General features: G+C 73.3%; 20 protein-coding genes and 2 tRNA genes. 1 reads left to right on the top strand and 21 read right to left on the bottom strand.

Going from position 1 to position 21,451, the window contains the following annotated elements; all coding sequences use genetic code 11:
- Positions 1-30: 30 nt before the first annotated feature.
- The 14 genes from ABCQ75_RS06270 to ABCQ75_RS06205 form a co-directional block, all read right to left on the bottom strand.
- Entirely contained in the window at positions 31-984 is a 954-nt protein-coding gene (locus ABCQ75_RS06270) for a hypothetical protein (RefSeq protein WP_345883978.1), read from the bottom strand.
- A gap of 246 nt (positions 985-1,230) precedes the next feature.
- On the bottom strand, positions 1,231-2,355 hold the full coding sequence (locus ABCQ75_RS06265) for a winged helix DNA-binding domain-containing protein (RefSeq protein WP_345883976.1): 1,125 nt from the start codon (positions 2,353-2,355) through the stop codon (positions 1,231-1,233).
- A gap of 10 nt (positions 2,356-2,365) precedes the next feature.
- The gene (locus ABCQ75_RS06260) at positions 2,366-3,547 is read right to left on the bottom strand and encodes an acyl-CoA dehydrogenase family protein (protein ID WP_345883974.1); all 1,182 of its coding nucleotides are present in this window, start codon (positions 3,545-3,547) and stop codon (positions 2,366-2,368) included.
- Positions 3,548-3,580: 33 nt separating this feature from the next.
- Complete coding sequence (locus ABCQ75_RS06255) at positions 3,581-4,744, bottom strand: 3-hydroxyacyl-CoA dehydrogenase (protein WP_345883973.1); 1,164 nt, start codon at positions 4,742-4,744, stop codon at positions 3,581-3,583.
- Between the two features lie 49 nt (positions 4,745-4,793).
- A complete protein-coding gene (locus tag ABCQ75_RS06250) occupies positions 4,794-5,498 on the bottom strand; it encodes a TetR/AcrR family transcriptional regulator (protein ID WP_345883971.1) in 705 nt (234 codons plus the stop codon).
- 62 nt (positions 5,499-5,560) lie between these two features.
- A complete protein-coding gene (locus tag ABCQ75_RS06245; RefSeq protein WP_345883969.1) occupies positions 5,561-6,625 on the bottom strand; it encodes a UDP-N-acetylmuramate dehydrogenase in 1,065 nt (354 codons plus the stop codon).
- 173 nt (positions 6,626-6,798) lie between these two features.
- Positions 6,799-8,073: an MFS transporter gene (locus ABCQ75_RS06240; protein WP_345883968.1), complete on the bottom strand. Its 1,275-nt coding sequence runs from the start codon at positions 8,071-8,073 to the stop codon at positions 6,799-6,801.
- Positions 8,074-8,080: 7 nt separating this feature from the next.
- Positions 8,081-8,515 carry a MaoC family dehydratase gene (locus ABCQ75_RS06235; protein WP_345884236.1) on the bottom strand — a complete coding sequence of 145 codons (435 nt, stop codon included), beginning with the start codon at positions 8,513-8,515 and terminating at the stop codon, positions 8,081-8,083.
- Between the two features lie 32 nt (positions 8,516-8,547).
- On the bottom strand, positions 8,548-9,021 hold the full coding sequence (locus ABCQ75_RS06230; protein ID WP_345883965.1) for an FAS1-like dehydratase domain-containing protein: 474 nt from the start codon (positions 9,019-9,021) through the stop codon (positions 8,548-8,550).
- 77 nt (positions 9,022-9,098) lie between these two features.
- Positions 9,099-9,323 carry a hypothetical protein gene (locus ABCQ75_RS06225; protein WP_345883963.1) on the bottom strand — a complete coding sequence of 75 codons (225 nt, stop codon included), beginning with the start codon at positions 9,321-9,323 and terminating at the stop codon, positions 9,099-9,101.
- Positions 9,324-9,333: 10 nt separating this feature from the next.
- The gene (locus ABCQ75_RS06220; protein ID WP_345883962.1) at positions 9,334-9,636 is read right to left on the bottom strand and encodes a hypothetical protein; all 303 of its coding nucleotides are present in this window, start codon (positions 9,634-9,636) and stop codon (positions 9,334-9,336) included.
- A 125-nt stretch (positions 9,637-9,761) separates the two neighbouring features.
- Positions 9,762-10,643: an HpcH/HpaI aldolase/citrate lyase family protein gene (locus ABCQ75_RS06215; RefSeq protein ID WP_345883960.1), complete on the bottom strand. Its 882-nt coding sequence runs from the start codon at positions 10,641-10,643 to the stop codon at positions 9,762-9,764.
- 63 nt (positions 10,644-10,706) lie between these two features.
- On the bottom strand, positions 10,707-11,147 hold the full coding sequence (locus tag ABCQ75_RS06210) for a pyridoxamine 5'-phosphate oxidase family protein (protein WP_345883958.1): 441 nt from the start codon (positions 11,145-11,147) through the stop codon (positions 10,707-10,709).
- Positions 11,148-11,224: 77 nt separating this feature from the next.
- The gene (locus ABCQ75_RS06205; protein ID WP_345883957.1) at positions 11,225-12,916 is read right to left on the bottom strand and encodes a glycoside hydrolase family 13 protein; all 1,692 of its coding nucleotides are present in this window, start codon (positions 12,914-12,916) and stop codon (positions 11,225-11,227) included.
- Positions 12,917-13,041: 125 nt separating this feature from the next.
- Between ABCQ75_RS06205 and ABCQ75_RS06200 the strand changes: the two genes are divergently transcribed.
- Positions 13,042-14,355, top strand: coding sequence for an ROK family transcriptional regulator (locus tag ABCQ75_RS06200; protein ID WP_345883955.1), 1,314 nt, complete (start codon positions 13,042-13,044; stop codon positions 14,353-14,355).
- Here ABCQ75_RS06200 and ABCQ75_RS06195 read toward each other — a convergent pair.
- From ABCQ75_RS06195 to ABCQ75_RS06165, 7 genes are all read right to left on the bottom strand, one after another.
- Positions 14,324-15,325 (bottom strand): aldo/keto reductase, encoded by a 1,002-nt coding sequence (locus ABCQ75_RS06195; protein ID WP_345883954.1) that lies wholly within the window; start codon positions 15,323-15,325, stop codon positions 14,324-14,326. The two genes, ABCQ75_RS06200 and ABCQ75_RS06195, sit on opposite strands and share 32 nt — an antisense overlap.
- 68 nt (positions 15,326-15,393) lie before the next feature.
- Positions 15,394-15,467: transfer RNA gene (locus tag ABCQ75_RS06190), tRNA-Met, on the bottom strand.
- A gap of 64 nt (positions 15,468-15,531) precedes the next feature.
- Positions 15,532-15,603: transfer RNA gene (locus tag ABCQ75_RS06185), tRNA-Thr, on the bottom strand.
- A gap of 203 nt (positions 15,604-15,806) precedes the next feature.
- The gene (locus tag ABCQ75_RS06180) at positions 15,807-18,110 is read right to left on the bottom strand and encodes a DEAD/DEAH box helicase (RefSeq protein ID WP_345883953.1); all 2,304 of its coding nucleotides are present in this window, start codon (positions 18,108-18,110) and stop codon (positions 15,807-15,809) included.
- A gap of 323 nt (positions 18,111-18,433) precedes the next feature.
- Positions 18,434-19,093: an MOSC domain-containing protein gene (locus ABCQ75_RS06175; protein ID WP_345883951.1), complete on the bottom strand. Its 660-nt coding sequence runs from the start codon at positions 19,091-19,093 to the stop codon at positions 18,434-18,436.
- A 62-nt stretch (positions 19,094-19,155) separates the two neighbouring features.
- Positions 19,156-19,857 carry a response regulator gene (locus tag ABCQ75_RS06170; RefSeq protein ID WP_345883949.1) on the bottom strand — a complete coding sequence of 234 codons (702 nt, stop codon included), beginning with the start codon at positions 19,855-19,857 and terminating at the stop codon, positions 19,156-19,158.
- Positions 19,854-21,371 (bottom strand): sensor histidine kinase, encoded by a 1,518-nt coding sequence (locus ABCQ75_RS06165; RefSeq protein WP_345883947.1) that lies wholly within the window; start codon positions 21,369-21,371, stop codon positions 19,854-19,856. Before ABCQ75_RS06165 ends, ABCQ75_RS06170 begins: the two co-directional genes overlap by 4 nt.
- Positions 21,372-21,451 lie beyond the last annotated feature (80 nt).

Genomic DNA, 21,451 nt, shown 5'->3' with positions numbered 1-21,451 from the left:
CAGACTGCTCATCCGGCCAGTCGCATCTGCTCATCCGGCCAGTCGCGCAGCCCGCGCGAACGCGGTCATGACCTTGGCCACGATGACCTCAGGCGTGGCCAGCTCAGCCCAGCGGGTCCGGACGATCACCCAGCCCGCGGCGGTCAACGCGTTCTCGCGCATGCGCTCGGCCATGAGTACCGCCGCGGTCGGAGCGTAGTCGACGTACTTCGCGTCGCCGTCGAACTCGAGGATCACCTTCGGCGAAGGCCATGCGAAGTCCGCCCTGAAGTTCCCCGCCTCTGTCATGACCTCGAACTGGAGCTCCGGCACTCCACCAGCCTTCAGGGCGAGCCGCGTCCGCGTCTCCCCCGCCGACTCCGAGCGGCCATCCAGTGCCTCGAGCAGCCGCTCCACGCGGCGTGCTCCGCGGACCAGGCCCGAGCGCTCGGCCGCTGCGGCGATCCCCTTCACGGTGGCGCCCATTCTCAGGGCGTGGTCACCGATGACCGCCGCCCGCTCCACGTCGAGCACCCGGGCGCAGTCGGCGACCGTCCGTTCGAGAGCTGTGAGGCGCAGCAGCCTCCCGCTCCGGACCACGGTGACCAGGTCCTCGTCGCTGACGGGCACGCGGTGCGCGGCGACATCTGCGCCGTGGCTCGTCGCCGAGGAGGCATAGGGCACGCTGATGTGGATCCGTTCCCCCGCGTCCCAGACGCTGCAGCCCAGGAGGCGGGCGGCTGAGACATGGCTGTAGACGGCTGGGATGGTTCGGGATGCGGCGTGGGCATCGAGCTGGAGCATGGCGCGTTCCCAGGGCTTGGCCTGGTTCCATACCTTCCCCAGGACGTACGCTCCCCGACGGACCCGGTGGACGCACTTGGCCCGAACCGCTGCGGTCAGGGTCCTGTCCGTGATCCCGGCGGCGGCCAGCGCCTCCGTGGTTGCGACGTGAGTTGCCGGCCAGCGTTCCTCGACCAGTGCTCGCACAGTGGCTTGCTGCATGGAGCCAGTCTGCCGCCCCATGCCAGTTCCTGGGACCGGAAGCCGCTGGCCTGTGGACAACTGCGCCTGCCGCCGAATCAGCCTGTAGTCGGGCATCGGGCAGAGACGCGGGACGATCGGCTCTGGCCCGCATGATCGGTGCTGCCCGGCACCGATCATGCGGGCCAGGGCCGGTCGTGAGGGCCACCGGCGATCGCGCGGGGCGGGGCGGCCGTGCGGGCGGGGCAGTCGGCGGGGTGGGCCGAATCAGCTGCCCCAGTAGGCCTCGATCCGCCCAAGGGCAGCACCCAGCCGCACCTCGGCGGCGGGCCCGAACGCCTCGAACAGTTCCGGCACGGGCCGGGGCGCGGAGGCCGTCCCGCCCTTGGTCCACGTCCCGACGGCCCGCCCGCCCACCGTCACCATGGCCTTGAAGACCCCGTTGACTCCCGGGATCACCCGGTCCAGGTGCTCGGGCGGGATCGCGACAGAGCGGTCCGGGTAGCCGATCGCGAGCTCGTCGAACGCCGGGACGGCCACGACTGCGCGGGCCCCGGCCGCTCCGGAGGCGAGCGCCGCGACAGGCGCCGTGCAGAACAAGGGGGCATCGCCGTCGTCCATCCTCTCCGCGCGTGCCGCAGCTGCCGCGAACGGCCCGCGCACCCGGCCGAGCGGCTGTCCGAGCCACCACGCGAAGTCGCGCTCGCCCACCGGCCCGTGCCCCGCGATATAGCGGCCGGCGAGGTGTTCGAGGGCCTCGTCGCCGGAAAGCCCCCCGCCCGCCGGCAGCCACTCCTCCGCGAGCCGGAACTCCTGCTGCTTCCCCCGCACCGGGCCCTGCACGAGGACGAGGCGGTGGCTGAGGATGGACAGGAGGTGGATTCCGCGCTGCGCGGCGGTCGGCTGCCCGGCGGCCTCGAAGGCCTCGAAGAGCTCGGCGCGCGTCAGGCCCTTCCCGCCTGCGAGGCGGTCCTCGGCGACACGGCGCACGACGGCGACGTCCTCCTCGCCGATCTCCAGCTCGCGGTGGCGCGGCGCGGCCGTGTGCATGACCCGCTCCGCTGCGAGACCCACGAACGTCCGGACATCCTCGGCGGCGACGGTGAAGAGGGTGCCGCGCATGGTCCAGGTGCGCACGACGGCGCCACTCGCCAAGGCGTCCGCCACACCGGAGGCTGTGGCGCGGCCCGTGCGGAGCCCGACCGCGAGGAGGCCCGACTGGAGGTCCTGGCTCTGCAGGGCGCCCATGCGCCGGACGGCCGCAAGCGGCGTGGCTGCCCGGCCGAGCTCCCCGCCCACGGATCTGGAGGGCAGGAGGCCCTGGGCGGCAAGCCGGAGGCGCGCGAGCGTCGCCGTGCGTACGGGACCGGCGGAGCGGGAGTTGGCGGTCATCGCCGGCTCCTCAGGCGAACGCGCCGACGCCGGTGACATCGCGGCCGATCAGGAGGGCCTGGACGCTCTCGGTGCCCTCGTAGGTGTGGATCGACTCGATGTCCATCATGTGGCGGATCACGTGGTTCTCGAGCAGAATGCCGTTGCCGCCCAGGAGGTCGCGCGCGGTCTGCGCGATGATGCGGGCCTTGCGGGTGTTGTGGTACTTGGCCATGGACGCCTGCGTAGGCCGCAGCGTGCCCGCGGCGTCGAGCGCGGCGAGGTGGACGCAGTGCAGCTGCATGCTCGTGAGCTCGGCGAGCATCTGGGCCAGCCGGTCCTGGACGAGCTGGAACGCCGCGAGCGGCCTGCCGAACTGGACGCGCTGCTTCGCGTAGTTCTCGGCCGCCTCATAGCACGCGGTCGCGTGGCCGAGCGCGGACCAGGCCACGCCGAGCCGGGTGGCGACGAGAACGCGGGAGGCATCCTTGAACGTCCTCGTTCCGGGCAGCACGTTCTCGGCCGGGATGCGGGCACCGGTGAGGCGGATGCGTGCCTGGTGGACCGCGCGCAGGGACCCCTTGCCCTCGATCACCTCGGCCTCGTAGCCCTCTGTGTCCTGCTCGACGAGGAATCCGCGCACGCTGCCCTCGTCGTCCCGGGCCCACACCACCGTCACCCCTCCCGAGGCGCCGTTGCCGATCCATTTCTTCTCGCCGTTGAGGACCCACTGGTCCCCGTCGCGGCGGGCTGTTGTCTCGAGGGACACGGAGTCTGAGCCGTGGTCCGGCTCGGTGAGCGCGAAGGAGCCGAACTCCTCGCCGCGCGCGAGCGGGCCGAGCCAGCGCTCCTTCTGCTCCTCGGAGCCGTGGAACGCGATCGAGCGGAGCGCGAGGCCGCCCTGGACGGCCACGACCGTGCCGAGGGAGCCGTCGCCGCGGGAGACCTCCATGTTCACCAGACCCGCCGCGAGCGGGCTCATGGGCTCGAGGCCGGGGACCTCGATGCCGTCTGCGAGGAGGTTGAGCTGACCCATGCGCTTGACGAGGTGCAGGGGGTACTCGGCGCGGTCCCAGTACTCGTTCATCTGCGGCAGGGCCTCGTCGACGAAGGCGCGGGCGCGGTCCCAGTGGGCGCGGTCCGCGGCGGGGATCCCGGCGAACACCGCGTAGTAGTCGGTGTCGAGGGCGGCGGAGACGTCGTAGTCGGGCATATCGGCCTTTCCGGGCGGGTCAGGGTTTGCGGTTCAGCGGGCCAGCAGCGGGGTCAGGCCGCCCGCCGGGTAGTTGGCGCCGAGGACCATGCAGCGGTCGATGTCTTCCTCGGACGCGACGACGCCCTCGGCGAGCATGATCGCCACCTCCTCGGCGAGGGCGGCGCGGACGCGCTCGAGGACTCGGGCTGTGTCCGTGCCCGCCTCCGCGCGTGCGCCGTCGCGCTGGTGGCCTCCCGCGGGCTGTCCGGCTGCCGCCGCCGCCCGCGGCAGGAGGGCCGCCGCCTCGGGTGAGAGCCCGCCGTCGTCCGCGCGGAGCCGGCGCACGCCGGACTCCGACGCCGCGGCGAGCCATGGCGAGAGCGGGAACCGCTCGGGATACGCGGCGTGCATCGTGGCACAGATGTGCTGCTGGACCGCCGTGCCGATGTAGTCGATGAGCGTGAGCGGGGTCATGGGGAGGCCCCAGGGCTCGAGGGCACGGTCGACGGCGAGCGGGTCGCCTCCCGTGGCGGCGGTCGCCTCGATCTCGGCGAGGACCTCCGCGAAGAGGCGCGTGAGGAGGCGGTTGACGACGAAGCCCGGGGCGTCCGCGACCGGGACGGCCGTCTTTCCGAGCGCCGAGGCGAGGTCCAGGGCGCGGGAGACCGCGGCGTCGGACGCGAGCGGCGTCCGGACGAGTTCGAGCAGCGGCAGGACCGCCACGGGGTTGAAGAAGTGGAAGCCCACCACGCGCTCGGGGCGGGCGAGGCCTTCGGCCATGGCCTGGACCGAGAGCGAGGAGGTGTTGGTGAGCAGGAGCGCGTCGTCGGCGATCGCGGCCTCCGCGGCGGCGAAGACCTCGCGCTTGACGCTGAGCTCCTCGAAGACGGCCTCGATCACGGCGTCGCACCCGGCGAAGTCCGCCGGATCGGTGGTGCCCGTGATGAGTGCGGAGATCTCGGCGGCCTCGCCGGGGGCGAGGCGGCCCTTGGCCTCGGCGCGGTCGAGGCGGGCGCGGATGCCCGTGAGGGCTGCCCCGACCCGTTCGGCGGAGAGGTCGCTCATGGTGACGGGGACGCGGAGCTGCTGCGCGAAGAGCGTCGCGAGCTGGCTCGCCATGAGGCCCGCGCCGACCACGCCGACGGCGGCCAGGCTCCGGACAGGCGCGGCGGGCTGGGGACTGGCAGAGGCGGCAGCATCGGCGATGTGGGGCACGTCCCACATTTATAGTGAAACCGAGTGTCACGTCAAGTGAAACGCAGTATCACTCCGGAGGTGACCTCCGCGAGAGGGCCTCCTCGATGCGCCGGGCGACCTCCGACGCAGGCGTCGAACGGGCGAACACCGTCACCACGACGTCGTCCGCCCGACTGCCCGCGGCGCGCAGGCCGGCGTCGTCCGCGCCGCCCACCCCGGCCTGCGCCCGCGCGTCGGCGGACCGCAGGACCCCGAAGAGCCGCCGGACGGCGTCGAGCTCCGCCCGCAGCCGTGCCGCATCGAAGCCGGGCTCGCCGCGCATGAGCGCCCGGAGGCAGAAGTTGTGGGTGGCGATCACCGTCGAGGCGAAGCGCACCGCGGCGAGGGGGTCGATGCCGGGGACGGCGTCGCGGAGGGAGCGGCGGAAGAGCCGCTCGTAGCGGAACGTGGTGACGAGCTCCTTGTCGCGCAGCGCTGGCTCACCGTTGACCACCTGGTAGCGCAGCTGTGCCAGATCCCCGAGCCCTGCGAAGTGGGTGAAGACGATCTCGGCCGCCTCGCACACGGCGAGCCACGGGTCCTGGTGTGGGCGGGCGAGGTACTCCTCGGCCTCCTCGAGGAGCGCGTCGTGGTCGGCGAAGACCACGTCCTCCTTGCCGCGGAACTGGCGGAAGAACGTGCTCCGGGACAGGCCCACGGCTGCCGCGATCTGGTCGGCGCTCGTGGCCTCGTACCCCTGCTCGGCGTAGAGGCGGACGGCGGCCGCGGCCACCTCGAGACGGAAGGCCGCCTGGCCGGAGGCAGGCCGAGGGTCGGCCGGAGGCCGCGGGCCGCTCACAGCTCGAGCCCGATGAGCAGCGGCTCGTTGTGCAGCTCGATGCCGAACCGCGCCTGCACGCCGTCGCGGACCTCGCGGGCGAGGGCGAGGAGGTCCTTGGCGGTCGCGTCCCCACGATTGGTCAGGGCGAGCGTGTGCTTCGTGGAGAGCGACGCGCGGCCCCCGGTGACGCTGCCGGCGTCCAGCCCGTAGCCCTTGGGGAAGCCCGCACGCTCGATGAGCCAGGCCGCGGACGTCTTCACGAGCCCCTCCCCGGCCGGGTAGCGCGGGGCTTCCGGCGGCAGCGCCGCGGCCTCGGCCTCCCCCAGGATCGGGTTGGTGAAGAAGGATCCGGTGGACCACGTGTCCGGGTCCCCGCCGTCCAGCACCATGCCCTTGGACGCCCGCAGGCGCAGCACCTCGCGGCGGACGTCCAGGGCGCTGGCCCGCTCCCCCGCCTCGACGCCGAGGGCGCGGGCGAGCTCGGCATAGCGGATGGGCGCGCTCATGCGGCCGAGCGGGAGCTGGAAGTCCACCCTGAGCACCACATAGCGCGGCGACCCGTTGACCGTGGTGCGCTTGAGGAGCGAGTCCCGGTACCCGAACGCGAGCTCACCGGGCACGAACGTCCTGACGGCCCCGGCCTCGCGGTCCCACGTCCGGACCTGCCAGATGGTCTGCGAGACGTCCGCACCGTACGCGCCCACGTTCTGCACCGGTGTGGCGCCGGTGGAGCCGGGGATCCCGGAGAGCGCCTCGAGGCCGCTGAAGGCGTGGTGCACGGCGTAGTCCACGAGGTCGTCCCAGGTGTGGCCCGCCTGGACCGAGACCGAGGCACCCCCGCACGCGTCCGCGGTGTCCACGGCGATCCCCTCCGAGGCGATCCTCAGCACCGTTCCGGGGTACCCGTCGTCGGACACGACGAGGTTGGACCCGCCTGCGATGATGAGCAGCGGCTCGCCTGCGGCGTCCGCAGTGCGCACGGCCTCGATGATCTCGGCCTCGGTGCGGGCCTCCTCGAAGCGCGCGGCCGGGCCGCCCACATGGGAGGTGGTCAGGGAGGACAGGAGGGTGGCGCTCACCCGTCCAGCCTACCCGCGCCCGGTTGTGGGGTCCCTGCCACCCGGTTGTGGGGTCCCTGCCACCCGCCAAGGACCCCACAACGCACCGGCAGGGACCCCACAACGCACCGCCAAGGACCCCACAACGCACCGGCAGGGACCCCACAACGTGCCGGCAGGGACCCCACAACGGGTCAGGCCCTGATCTCCGCCACCGACCGCGGGGCCGCCTGGGCGGCGAGCGCCACCGAGCCCGCGACGAACGCGAGCACGACCAGGAGCGAGTACCGGACGCCCGTGAGCTCGGCGACGAACCCGAGCAGCGGCGGCCCGCACAGGAACGCCCCGTACCCGATGGTGGAGACCACCGAGACGCGGGCGGCGGCGTGCACCGGGTCGTCCGCGGCCGCGGACATCCCCACGGGGAACCCCAGCGACGCCCCGATCCCCCACAGGGCCAGCCCCGCGAACGCGAGCCACAGGCTGGGCGCGAAGACGAAGAGGCCCAGCCCGAGGATCGCGAACGCCCCGCACGCGCGCAGGGACGTGACGCGGCCGTGCCGGTTGAGCACGGGCGTGCCGAGGAAGCGGCCCGCGGCCATGGCCGTCACGAACACCGTGTACCCGATGGCGCCGGTCGTGTGGGAGACGCCATAGCCGTCCGCGAGCGCGATCGCCACCCAGTCGCCCGCGGCGCCCTCGGCGAGCGCGAGGCCGAGCACCATGAGCCCGAGCAGCACCGTGCGCCGGTCGCGCCACGCGGCGGCGACCTGCGCGCGCCCGCCGGGCCGGACGGCGTCGTGCGCTGCCCCCTCGTCTCCCGCGCCCACTGGGACGCCCGCAGAGTGGGTATCCGCCCGCAGGAACGCGGCCGTGCCGACGACGGCGGCAGCCACCACCGTGCCCGCCACGCCCAGGTGCCACGCGAGCGGGAGCGCGGCCGCGGCGGCCCATGCCCCAAGTGCCGCGCCCGCCACGGTGCCGATGCTGAAGGAACCGTGCAGCGCGGGCATGATGAACCGGCCGAGGGCCCGCTCGAGGGCTGCCCCCTCGACGTTCGAGGCGGTGTTCCAGCTCGCTGTCCCGAGGCCGATCACCGCGAAACCGATCGCCGTGACCAGGGGCGAGCGGAACAGGCTGGCCCCCGTACCCATCAGCACGAGTCCCACCCCGAGGAGCGCGGCCCCTGCCCGGATGGTGCGCGCGGAGCCGAGGCGTATGACTATGAGCCCGGACGCCGAGACGGAGACGAACGAGGCCAGGGTCATGCACAGCAGCAGCAGGCCCACGCCGCCGGGCGAGAGCCCGAGGTCCTCCCGCATCGCGGGCAGGCGCGTGACCCAGCTCGAGAAGGCCACGCCGCTCGCGGTGTAGGCGGTGACGACGGCCAGACGCCAGTGGCGGATGACGGGCGGGACGTCCGCGGCCCGCCACTGGCGCCCGGCCGTCAGACGCAGGCGGAGAGCCATGGGGCCGCTACGCGAGCCGGACGACGGCCTGCGCCTTGGTCAGCACGCGCTGCCCTGCACAGGTCACGGCGAGGTCGATCCGGGCGGTGCGCGCCTCGGCGTCGAGCGCCCCGACGGTGCCCACGACCTCGAGCACCGCGCCCGGGGCGTCCGTCCCGGTCGTGTCGGCAACGGGGACCGGCTTGGTGAAGCGGGTCTGGTAGTCGACGACCGCGCCCGGGTCCCCGGCCCAGTCGACGACGAGCTGGACCGCGGCCCCCATCGTGAACATGCCGTGCGCGATCACGCCGGGCAGCTCGACCGATTCGGCGAAGTCGCTGTTCCAGTGGATCGGGTTGAAGTCCCCCGACGCGCCGGCGTACTTGACGAGGTCCGCGCGGGTGACGGGGATCTCGCGGCGGCCGATCTCGGCGCCCTTCTCGAGCTGGTCGAAGACGGGCATCACCGCCGTGGCGGCGCTGGTGTTCTCGGCGGTCACTGGCCCTCCCCCCTCACGAGGATCGACGACGTGGTGGTGGCGACCTTCTCGCGGCTTCCGTCCGCGGCGTCCCCGGCGCCGACCGCGGTGATCTCGGCGCGCGTCGTGATCATGGCGCCGCCACCCATCGCGCGGACAGTGTCCACGTGGAGCTCGGCCACGAGGCGGTCGCCGGCCACGATCGGGCGGTGGTGGATGAAGCGCTGGTCGGCGTGGACCACGCGGGAGAAGTCGATGCCGGACTCCGGGTCCTCGATCAGCTGAGCGTCGGCGCGCTGCGCGACGATGATCGCGAACGACGGCGGCGCCACGAGGTCCGCGTGCCCGAGGGCCCTCGCGGCCTCGAGGTCGAAGTGGGCGGGGTGCTCTGCCTTGACGGCGCGCGCGAACTCGCGGATCTTCTCGCGGGCGACGTCGTACGCCTCCGCGGGCGGGTACACGCGGCCCTGCAGGTCGGGGTTGATGGCCATGGGGAAAGCCTACTGGCTGGCCCAGTCGGCCCGCGAAGGGTGGGCCGCCGACCCGACGGGCGTGCCCCAGGCTCGGATCAGCGCGGGAGGCGGCGCTTCGCGTCCCGGACGCGGATGCCGATCCCGGCCAGGTGCGTCAGGAGCCCGATGGCGATGATCGCCATGGACGCGAACAGGAGCCACTGGATCCTGCCGAGGTTCGCGACGATGTTGAGCAGGATCCCGACCCCCAGGAACGCCATGCCGGAGAGCACGACCTTCCGGTAGAGGGGCGAGGCGTTCTCCCAGAAGTCGTTGAGCACGCCTTCCAGTCTAGGGTCCGGGCGCCAGCGCGTCCGCGACCTCCCAGATCCGGAGGGCGGGCTCGACGCCCACCGACCGGAAGAGGCGCAGGGCCGCCGGCGGCTCGGGAGCGGCCCGCATGGCCTCGAGTGCCGCCCGGTCGCGCCAGAGCGTCTGGACCCTCCAGAGCCCGTCGGAGCCGCGCAGCAGCTCCGAGCGGAGGAGGCCTTCCGGGAAGGGGCCAGCGGCCATGGCTCGGTAGCCGGCGAGCACGAGGGCCTGCCGGTCCGCCGGGACCTCCGCCGACACCTCGGTGAGAACCTGCGCCTCCACGACGGCTCCTTCCAGGCTGCAGCACTGCTGCCAGACTGCACTGCTTCCAGACTGCACTGCGGGGCGCGGGCGCCCGGAGGCATCCGTGCCCCGCATGGTACAGGGCGGGAGCGCAGCGAAGAAGGCTAGAGCGCCGGCTGGACCCCGAACGCCGTGGCGAGCTTCATGATCTTCTCCGCCCGGCCCAGACGGGGCAGGTCCGAACCGTCGCGGATCACGCGGCCGTTGGCCTCGAAGTCGCGCATGAAGTCGGAGGCCCAGGCGACGTCGGACGGCGTCGGGCTGATGACCTCATTGATCACAGTGGTCTGGTCGATCGCGAGGCACAGCTTGCCGGTCATGCCCATCATGACGGTGATGGCGCTCTGCTCGCGCAGGATCGGGTGGTTCGTCCCGACGGTCGGGCCGTCGATCGGTCCCGGCAGGCTGCCCACGCGGCTCGCGACGACGAGCTTGGCGCGCGGGTAGGCCATGGCCTCCTGGGTCGCGGCCATGCCGGTGTCGCGGCGGAAGTCGCCGGAGCCGAAGGCGAGGCGGAACGCGCCCTGGGCCTTCGCGATGTGGTTGGCCTCCTCGATGCCCACGGCGGACTCGACGAGGGGGATGACCGGGGTCTTGCCGTCCATGCGGTGGAAGCTCTCGGTGACCTGGTCCGCGGACTCGGTCTTGGCGAGCATGATGCCGAGCAGTCCGGGGTTGCCGCGAAGGCCCGCCAGGTCATCGGCCCAGAAGGGGCTCGTGGCGTCGTTGACGCGCACCCAGGCCCGGCCGCCGTCCGCAAGCCAGCGGGAGACGTTCTCACGCGCCGCGTCCTTCTGGGACGGGTCCACCGCGTCCTCGATGTCGAGGATGATCGCGTCCGCGCGCGAGGCCGCGGACTCGTCGAAGAGCTCGGTCTTCATCGCGTTCACGAGGAGCCACGAGCGGGCGATCTCGGGACTGATCGAGCGGGGGGTCCGGCCCTCGCGCGCGGGGAGGGTCGAATCGGCGGCGGTCGTTGACGTCATGGTTCAACGGTATCGCCCAGCGCGCCCCCCTCGCACACCGGGTCGCCGGGCGCCCTCCGGGTGTCAGGGCGCCAGGTAGACCTGGCGCCCGCTGAGCCTCTCGGGGCGGATGCGCACGAAGAGGTCCCGCACGCCCCCCGCCCAAGGCTCCTCCGCCGCGAGCCCGAAGAGCCGCGTGAGCTCCGCCTCGTCCTCCACGGCCTCGGCGGTGCCGTTGACGAGCACGCTCCAGCCCGCCTTGACGGCGGGCTGGAGCGAATCAGTCTCGAGTGCAGCCCCCTGCGAAGGGAGGCTCCTCGCGATCGTCCCCTCCCGGGACGTGCGGACGAACACGGCCCCCTGGGACACGATGTAGCCGACCGGGTACACCGCCACGCGGCCCTCGTGCACGAAGCCGAGGCGGCCGATGCCCGAGGACCCGAGCAGCGACCAGCACTGCTCCTCGTCCAGCTCGTGGTCGGCGTGGCGGGCCCCCGGCCCATAGCCCATGTTCACCTCGGACATGACTCCTCCTGACGACGCGCACACGGTTTCCTCCCCTCAGGCTTCCATGTGCGCGCCGACGGCGGAAGGGGCATCCGCTAGGAGGTGGCGAGCACCCACGCGGTGGAGTTGCCGGGCAGCTTGGAACCGTCCGTGCCGGCGCTCGCGAGGAGCACCTCGCCCTCGGGCAGGTCCACGGGCGCCTCGCCGAAGTTCGCCACGACGTGCCACCCGCCGGGACGGGCGAAGTGCAGCACCTCGCCCTCGGAGTCGAGCCACTCGAGGTGCTCGTCCGCCTGCAGCCCGCGCCGCAGCGAGAGGGCGCGCCGGTAGAACGCGAGGGTGGACTCGGCGTCGTCCTCCTGGTGGCCCGCCGCGTACTCGGCGAACCACGCCGGCTGCGGGAGGTGCGAGCCGTTGCCGCCGAACCCGAACGAGGAGCCCTCGGCCGGCGCAGGCTCCCACGGGAGCGGGACACGGCAGCCGTCGCGGCCGATCTCGATGCCCTTGTTGCGGAAGAACGTGGGGTCCTGGCGCTCGGAGTCCGGGATCTCCCCCGCCTCCTGGAGGCCGAGCTCCTCGCCCTGGTAGATGTACGCCGAGCCCGGGAGCGCGAGCATGAGCGCGGTCGCGGCCTTGGCGCGGCGCAGGCCGAGCTCCGCGTCCACCTCTGCCGGGTCCCCGCCGCGCAGGAGCCAGTCCTTGCCGTCCTGGCCCAGGCCGCCGCGGCCGCCGCCCTTGGGCAGGCCGTAGCGCGTGGCGTGGCGCACCACGTCATGGTTCGAGAAGACCCACGTGCTCGAGGCGCCCGTCGCGGCGGCCTCGGCGAGGTTCTTGGCGATGATGTCCCGGAACTGGCCCGCGTCGAAGTCGGCCTGGAGGAGGTCGAAGTTGAACGCCTGGCCGAGGCCCTCCGGGGAGGCGTACTTGGCGCGGCGGTCGGCGTGGACCCACGCCTCCGCCACGGCAGTTCGCGGCGGGTTGTACTCGTTGAACACCCGCCGCCACTCGGCGTAGATGGAGTGGACCTCGTCCCGGTCCCACAGCGGGTGCTCACCCATCGAGAACAGGTCGGCGCGGTGGATCGTCTCGAGGTCGTCGTGCTCGAGGTCCATGTCCTTCTTGAGGCCGTGGGCCACGTCGACGCGGAAGCCGTCCACGCCTCGGTCGGACCAGAAGCGGAGCGTGGTGAGGAAGTCCTCGTGGATCTCGGGGTTGTCCCAGTTGAGGTCCGGCTGCTCCTTGGCGAAGAGGTGGAAGTACCACTGGCCCGGCGTCCCGTCCGGTTCCGTGATGCGCTCCCACGCGCCGCCGCCGAAGATCGAGGTCCAGTTGTTGGGCGGGAGCTCGCCGTCCTCCCCGCGGCCGTCGCGGAAGATGTACCGCTCGCGGGCCGCCGAGCCCTTCGGCGAGGCGAGGGCCTCGAGGAACCACTCGTGCCGGTCCGAGGTGTGGTTCGGGACGATGTCCACGATCACCCGGATGCCCTCGGCGTGCAGGGCCGCGACCATCTCGTCGAAGTCCTCGAGCGTGCCCAGACGCGGATCCACGTTGCGGTAGTCGTCCACGTCGTAGCCGCCGTCGGCGAGCGCGGAGGGGTAGAAGGGGCTCAGCCAGACGGCGTCGATCCCGAGCTTGGCGAGGTACGGGACGCGGGAGGTGATGCCGCGGATGTCGCCGAGGCCGTCGCTGTTCGCGTCCGCGAAGGAGCGCGGGTAGATCTGGTAGACGGCCGCCTGGCGCCACCAGTCGGCGTCGGTGTGGGCGGGGTTGCTGGCGGTGGTGGACACCTGTCCTCCTCAGACGGGGGTGGGGGCTGGCTGGAGGGCCGTAGCCGATGCAGGCCAACTAATTTAGAATCTAAATTTAGTCGTCTGAGCCATTATGTTTTCCGCCGCGCAGGGAGGTCAAGGGGATGCAGGACGCGCCTGCCGCAGGGCCCCATGTGGTCCGCTGGGCCAACGCGAGGGCGGTGCTCGACGTCCTCCGCCGCGCCGAGTCCGCCCTCACCGTCTCTGAGCTCATCGAGCACACCGGGCTCACGCGCGCCACCGTGATCGCCGTGGGCGAGGACCTCGTGCGCCGCGGCTGGGCCGCCGAGCCGCCCCTCCCGCGCGGGGCCGGACCGCAGAAGGGGCGCCCGGCGCGCCGCTTCGCCTTCCGGGCGGACGCCGGGATCGTCCTCGGGATCGACCTCGGTGCCGCGAAGACCACCGTCCTCGTCGCCGACCTCCTCGGCACGCCGCTCGCGAGCGCCTCGAGCCCCATGCCAGGCGCCGTGTCCGCCCGCGGCGACGACCCGGCGTCGGACGCAGTGCCGCCCCCAGCCCCCGCGGAGGACGGTGCGGACGGCGGCGGCACAGCCAACGGCACCGCCGCCGGCGGCACTGCCGGCAGCCACGAGCAGCGCATCGCGACGGTGGCCGAGACGGCGCTGACGGCCCTCGCCCGGGCGGGACGCTCCCCCGCGGACGTGCTCGCCGCCGGCGCCGGCCTCGCCGCGCCCGTGGACCGGGCCGGCCGCGTGGTGGGCGGCCAGGCGTTCTGGCGCCAGTTCGACCTCGGTCTCGCCGAGGCCTTCGCACAGCGCTTCGGGTGGCAGGTGCTCCTCGAGAACGACGCGAACCTCGCCGTCCTCGCCGAGCGGTGGCGCGGGGCGGCGCAGGGCGTGGAGGACGTCGCGGTGCTCCTGGCGGGCGAGCGCGTGGGTGCCGGCGTGCTCGAATCCGGGCGGCTCCTGCGCGGACACGGGGGCGGGTTCGGCGAACTCGCGTTCCTCACGATGGTCGACGGCGTGGGGCGGCCCGCGGGCATCGCCCAGCTCGCGCGCGAGTGGGGCGCCGACGCCGTCGCAGCCGGCCGGCTCGCGCCCTCCGACGGCGCGGGGACCCAGGCCGTCTTCTCGGCCGCTGCCGCCGGCGACCAGACCGCGCAGGAGATCCTCGAGCGGATCGCGGCCGCGATGGCGCGGATCATCGCGATCCTCTCCACGCTGGTCAATCCCGAGCTCGTGGTGGTGGGCGGGGCGGTCGCGTCCGCGGCCAGGCGCCTGCTCCCGTCAATCCGCGCGCACCTAGACGGGCTCACCGTCACGCCAGCGCGCGTCGAGGTCTCGCCGCTCGGCGCGGACGCGGTGACGCTCGGGGCCGTCCGCAGGGCGCTCGACGACGTTGCCGCCCGCGCGCTCGAGATCACCCTTAAGGAACGCGGCGATCCCTTGCCGCAGTGAACAGGGCGTACCACTCGGGACGGGTCATGGCCGCCGCGACGGCCTCGCCCTCGGCGCAAGCGCGGATGCGCTCCGGGGTGGCCGAGCCGATCACCGGGGCGATCCGCGCGGGGTGCCGCATGAGCCACCCGAGGACCACGGCCTCGCGCGTCACGCCCTTCCCGTCCGCGAGGCGGGCCACGAGCTCGGCGGCGGTGGCGCCCGGGGCGACCAGACCGGCGTCGTCCGCGGCCGGCCCCGTTCGGGAGAAGCGCCCGCCAGCGAGCGGCGACCACGCCTGGACCTCCGCGCCGGTGCGGGCGCAGTGCTCGAGGGTGCCGTGCGGGAAGGACGTCCCCACCCCCTCGGGGTGGTTGACGAGGACGCCGCTGTCCACGAAGTCGTGGCGGGCGAGGCTGAGCTCGAGCTGGTTGGCCGCGAGCGGGACGGGAAGGTGGTCCTGGAGCGCGGCCATCTGCGCGGCAGAGAAGTTGGAGACGCCCACGGCGCGGATGGTGCCCTCCTCGAGCAGGCGCACGACGGCGCGCCCCACCTCTGCGGGATCGGCGAGCGGATCGGGGCGGTGCAGGAGGAGCTGGTCGAGGTAGTCGGTGCGCAGGCGCTTGAGGATGCCGCGGACCCGGTCGAGGATGGCGGCCTCGCTGAGGTCGTAGTAGGCGTCGAGGCCCGCCTCGCCGAGGCGGATGCCGACCTTGCTCTGGATCCACAGGGTTTCGCGCAGGCCCTCGCTGCGGGCGAGGACCTCTCCGAAGACCGACTCGCTCGTGCCGCCACGGTAGATGTCGGCGTGGTCGAACCGGTCGATGCCGATCCCCTGCGCCGCCTCGATGGCGGCCGCGGCCCTGTCCAGGTCCTCAGCGCTGTACTCGCTCGAGCCCCACGCCCCGCCCAGGCCCATGCAGCCGTAGATGAGGCGGGACCGCGGCGAAGAGGGCTGCGTGGCGGTCGGGTGCTGCGCGGACGCTGGCATGCGGGAGCCTCCAGGGAGAGTGGCGGGGAAACGACGAAGGGACCCGCCTCCGGCAGGTCCCTTGATCGTAGCGGTGCCGGGACTCGATCCCGGGACCTCACGATTATGAGTCGTGCGCTCTAACCAGCTGAGCTACACCGCCACACACAAGGAAAAAGGCCGTGCCATCCGGCCAACGACCGGTTGACACGGACCCTCCTTGCGAGAGCCCCCCACGGGAATCGATCCCGTGACCTCCATCTTACCAAGATGGCGCTCTACCACTGAGCTAGGGGGGCAACAGACAGATACTCTACCGGACGGTGGGCCGCGGGGACAAATCGGGCACGGGCCCTTCCCCGCCCCGGAGCGCGCCGGGCGGCCGGGTGCGCAGAGGGCCCGGACCGCTGCCGGTCCGGGCCCTCTGTCACGCGTGCCTCACCGCGCCCGGGCGCCCGTCAGAGGCGCCAGGTGCGGCACGGCGTCGTGCGCTGCTCGCGTTCTACCACTTGCGGCCGCGGCCGCCGTCCTTGCCGTGGCGCGGCTTGCGGTCGCCGCCGCCGAACCCGCCGCGGCCACCGCGGTCGCCGCCGAATCCGCCACGGTCGCGGTCGCCATACCCGCCACGGTCGCCACGGTCCCCGCCGAAGCCACCACGGTCACGATCGCCATACCCGCCACGGTCGCCACGGTCCCCGCCGAAGCCACCACGGTCACGATCGCCATACCCGCCACGGTCGCCACGGTCCCCGCCGAAGCCACCACGGTCACGATCGCCGTAGCCACCGCGCCCGCCACGGTCGCCGCCACGGCCGTAGCCACCGCGGTCCCCGCGGTCGCCGCCGCGGCTGTAGCCACCGCGGTCCCCACGGTCGGCGTAGCCGCCGCGGTCGCCGCCGTCACGGTCGCGGCTGGGGCGGCGGCCCGAGTCGAGCTCGAGCTTGATGAGCTCGCCGCCGATCCGGGTCTTGGACAGCGCCTGCCACTGCTCGGGCGAGAGGTCCGCGGGCAGCTCCACGAGGGAGTGGTCGGCGCGGATGTCGATCCCGCCGATCTGGCCCGAGGAGAAGCCGCCCTCGTTCGCGAGAGCGCCCACGATCGACCCCGGCATGACCCGCTGGCGGCGTCCCACCGCGATGCGGTAGGTCGCGTTGCCCTCGGTCACGGAGCGGGACGGGCCGCGCGAGCCGAAGCCGTCCTTGTTCCGGTCCCGCTTCTGGAACTCCGGCGTGGCCGGGAGGTCCTTGACGAAGAACGGCTGCTCGCCCTGGACCATGAGCGCGAGGGCGGCGGCGATCTCCGCGGCCGGCACCTTGTGCTCCTCCTCGTAGGAGGCAATGAGGTCGCGGAACATCGAGACGTCCTCGGACTCGAGGGTCTCGGTGATCTGCTCAGCGAACTTGCTCATGCGCAGCGTGTTGACGGTCTCCGCGGTGGGCAGGTGCATCTGCTCCACCGACTGGCGGGTCGCCTTCTCGATGGCCCGCAGGAGGTACTTCTCGCGCGGGGTCATGAACAGGATCGCGTCGCCGCTGCGGCCGGCGCGGCCCGTGCGGCCGATCCGGTGGACGTAGCTCTCGGTGTCCGTGGGGATGTCGTAGTTGACCACGTGGCTGATCCGCTCGACGTCGAGGCCGCGGGCCGCGACGTCCGTGGCCACGAGGATGTCGATCTTGCCGGCGCGCAGCGCCTCGACCGTGCGCTCGCGCTGGGCCTGGGCGATGTCACCGTTGATGGCAGCCGCCTGGAAGCCGCGCGCCTTGAGCTTGTCCGCGAGGTCCTCGGTGGCCATCTTGGTGCGCACGAAGGCGATGACGCCGTCGAACTCCTCGACCTCGAGGATGCGGGTGAGGGCATCCAGCTTGTGCGGGCCCATGACCTGCACGTACCGCTGGCGGATGTTCGCCGAGGTGGTGGTCTTGGACTTGACCGTCACCTCTTCCGGGTTGTTCAGGTACTGCTTGGACATGCGGCGGATCTGCGAGGGCATCGTCGCGGAGAAGAGGGCCACCTGGCGGCCCTCCGGGGTCTCCTGGAAGATCCGCTCAACGTCCTCGGCGAAGCCCATGCGGAGCATCTCGTCCGCCTCGTCCAGCACGAGGTACTGGAGCTCGGACAGGTCGAGCGAGCCCTTCGTGATGTGGTCGATCACGCGGCCGGGGGTGCCGACGACCACCTGGGCGCCGCGGCGCAGGCCGGCCAGCTGGGGACCGTAGGCCGAACCGCCGTAGACCGGGAGGACCGTGAAGTCCTCGAGGTGCTTGGCATAGGACGTGAACGCCTCCGCGACCTGCAGCGCAAGTTCGCGAGTCGGTGCGAGCACCAGCGCCTGCGTGGCGCGGGAGGGCCCGTTCAGGTCATGCAGTTCGGCCAGGCGGGAGAGCGCGGGGACGGCGAACGCCGCCGTCTTCCCGGTGCCGGTCTGGGCGAGGCCGACGACGTCGCGCCCCTCGAGCAGCAGCGGGATGGTCGCCGCCTGGATCGGCGAGGGCTTCTCGTACCCGACATCGGAGAGGGCCGCGAGCACGCGGGCGTCGATGCCGAGGTCGGTGAAGCGGACGCCCTCCTCGCCGTCGTCGTCGGACGACTTCGGAGCCGGAGCGTCAGCAGGCTCGGCAGCGGCGGGCTCCGCAGGGGCAGCAGCGGCTTCGACGGCGGGCGTCTCGGCAGCGGCAGCCTCGGGGGCGGCGGTCTCGACGGCGGGCGTCTCGGCAGCGGCAGCCTCGGGGGCGGCGGTCTCGACGATCTCGGCCTCGGTGATGCCGGCGTCCGTGGACTCGGCGGGCTGGTGGGTGGATTCAGACATGGGTGTGTCCTCCGGATCGGGGAGCCCTCAGGGCTCGGCGGTAAGGGACGAAGCCCAGCGCTCTCTCAATCCCTGGGCAGGGCTTCCTCGCTGCGTCCGGCACCACATGCACCCGTACAGCGTTTCCTTCAGCCGGGACTCCCCTATGAAATTGCCCGCTCCGCGGGCCCCAACACGCACCAGTCCTGCCTCAATCATTGGGCAGGAAAAGGGAATTCCGGAAAGTGGGGGATGCATCCAGTCTACGGCATCACGCCCACGGGCCCCGAATCGCGGGCCGTGAGATCCCGCACAGGCCTCATCTGACGGATCGGCCGGGCGGCTCAGGCGAGCGGGTCGGCCCGTCTCGCCGCGGCCTCGACGTAGGCGCGCAGCGCCGGTGCGATCCGGATCCCGCCCTCCGCGTCCGCGTCCAGCAGCGCCTCGGCCCGCTCCCGCGTCGGCCCGCGGAACCACTCCCCCACGGTCACCCCGTGCGCGGGGGTGTGCACGACGGCGATCCCGTCCCCCGCGGCGACCTCGCCGGTGTCCACCACGCGCAGGTACGCGCCCGGACGGCCCTCCTGCGTGAAGCGGCGCGCCCAGCGCTCCTCGCCGAGCCACCGCCCGAACGTCGCGCACGGGATGCGGGGCATGGTCACTTCGAGCACCACCCCGCCGCTCGTGCGCCAGCGCTCGCCGATCACCGCTTCGCCCGTCTCGAGCCCGGCGATCCGCAGGTTCTCCCCGAAGCAGCCCGGCGGGAGCGGGCGGCCGAGCTCCTCGGCCCACCACTCGGCGTCGGACGCCGAGTACGCGTACACCGCCTTGTCCTCGCCGCCGTGGTTGGCGCGGTCCGCCTGCACATCCCCGTGCAGGCCGAGCCGGCGCACGCGCACGGAGCCCTCCACGGGGCGCTTGTCGATCGCCGTCACGCCCACCGTGCCGGCGTCGGGGACGAGCTGGTGGACGCGGCACACGGCCTGGATCACGGCGGGCTTCATGGACTCAGGCTAGCCGAGCGGCCGGGTGCCCGGGCGGCCGGCAGCCCGCTGCGGCCGGGCCGTCACGGGTCGAAGCGGTAGCCCATGCCCGCCTCGGTGTGCAGGTGGCGCGGATGCGCGGGGTCCTCCTCGAGCTTGCGCCGCAGCTGGGCCAGGTACACGCGCAGGTACTGCGTCTCCTTCGCGTAGGCGGGCCCCCACACCTGCGTGAGGACCTCCCGCTGGGTCACGAGCTCGCCCTGGCGGCGCACGAGGAGGGCGAGGATGCTCCACTCGGTCGGGGTCAGGCGGACCTCCTGGCCGCTCCGCGTCACCCGCCGCGCGGCGAGGTCCACGCTCAGCTCGCCGGTCTCGACCCGCGGCGCCTCCTCGGTGCGCGGCACGCGGCGCGCCGCCGCGCGCAGCCGGGCGAGGAGTTCCTCGAGGCCGAACGGCTTGGTCACGTAGTCGTCGGCGCCGGCATCCAGGGCCTCGACCTTGTCCTCGGAGCCGTGCCGGGCGGACAGGACGATGATGGGCACGTCCGTCCACTCGCGCAGGCGCCGGATCACGTCCACCCCGTCCATGCCGGGCAGGCCCAGGTCCAGGATAACGATGTCCATGCGCCGCTCCGCCGCGACCGCGAGCGCAGCCTCCCCGCTCGGCGCGGTCACCGCCTCGTACCCGTGCACGCGCAGGTTGATCTGGAGGGCGCGGGCGATCTGCGGCTCGTCCTCGACCACGAGCACCGCCGCCGCCGCGGGGCGCTCACCCGGCCGGCTCACGCCTGATTCCCTTCCGAGAGCGGCAGCGAGACGAGCATGGTGAGCCCGCCGCCAGGCGTCTCCTCCGCCTCGATCCGCCCGCCCATCGCCTCGATGAAACCCTTGGCCACCGCAAGGCCGAGGCCGATCCCGCCGTGGGCCGGGGCGTCGTCGAGCCGCTGGAACGGGCGGAACATCGCGAGGATGTCCTCCGGCGGGACGCCCGCGCCGTGGTCCACGACGAGCAGCTGCCCCGTCGGCGTCCCGTCCGGGCCGGGCACCCCGCTGCGGGCGGTCAGCTCCACGAGCTCGCCGGGGGCATAGCGGAGGGCGTTCTCGACGAGGTTCGCCACGACCCGCTCGAGCAGCACGGGGTCCGCGCGCACGGGCGGCGCGTTGGCCGGGATGAGGTCCACGAGGCGGTCCGGCGCGGTCACGGCGGCGGGGATCACGTCCCGCCACGCCACCGGCCGCAGGAGGGGGCGCACCGTGTCCGCCGTGATGCGGGACATGTCCAGGAGGTTGTCCACGAGGAGGGCGAGGCGGTCCGTGTAGTCCTCGATCGTGGCGAGCAGCTCGGTCTCCTCCTCCGGCGCGAACGCGATCCCCGGCTGGCGCAGGCTGCTGACACTGAGCTTGATGCCCGCCAGCGGGGTCCGCAGGTCGTGCGATACGGCGCGCAGGATCGAGGTGCGGATACGGTTGCCCTCCTCGAGCCGGCGGTTGTCCTCGCGGCTGAGGGCGAGCTGGCCGCGCTGGCGCATCGCCACGAGGTACGCGCCGAACGCCTGCATCATGCGCCGCTCCCCCGCGTCCAGCCGACGGCCCGCCGCGAGGAGGGTGTACCAGCCGTCCGGGGCGACGGCGTCGTCCGCCGCAGCGTGCGTCACCGGCGGGGCATCGCCCGCGGTCGCGAGCACCGTCCATCCCGAAGCCTCCCGGCCACGGCGCGCCGGTGGGCCAGCGGACGACGGCGTGTGCCCGGCGTCGTCCGCCGCCCTCGCCAGGAGCGAGACGGCGCGCAGGCCGAGGGTGGTGCGGACCCGCTCGAGGAACTCCTCCGTGTCCGCGGTGGAGCCGAGGATGCCGAGGGCGAGCTCGCTCATCGCGTCCGCCTCCGCCGCGGCGCGGATCGCCTGCTCGTAGCGGCGCACCGACGCGCCCACGGCGAGCCCCACCGCGACCGAGATGGCGAGGAACACGGCGAGTTCGGCGACCGCCTGCGGGTCGGCGATCGAGAAGCTGCCCACCGGATGGGTGGAGAACCAGTTGAGCGCGAGCGTGGCCGTCACCGCTGCCGCGACGGCCGGCCACAGTCCGCCCACGAGCGCCACGACCACGGCGCCCGCGAGCTGGGCGAGCATGACGAGCGAGAAGTTGGCGTGGGCGGTGCGGGTCGCCACGACCTCGATGGCCGCCGGGATCAGGACGGCGAGGACGAAGCCCACGACCGTGCGGCGGCGGTCGAGCACCCCCAGCTCGCCGAGCCGGAGGCGGTGCTCCCGCGCCGGGAAGAAGGGCGTGCGCTCGCTCACGGGCCCATTGTGCCAGCCGCGCCCGTTCGGGACGGGCGCGGCTGGCGGGTGGGCGTGCGCGTGCGAGCGGCGGGCCCTTC

It is taken from the genome of Sinomonas halotolerans (assembly GCF_039615075.1).
In the GTDB taxonomy this organism is placed as follows: domain Bacteria; phylum Actinomycetota; class Actinomycetes; order Actinomycetales; family Micrococcaceae; genus Sinomonas; species Sinomonas halotolerans.
Note: the sequence above shows the minus strand (reverse complement) of the source record. Positions and strands in the feature narration are given on the sequence as shown.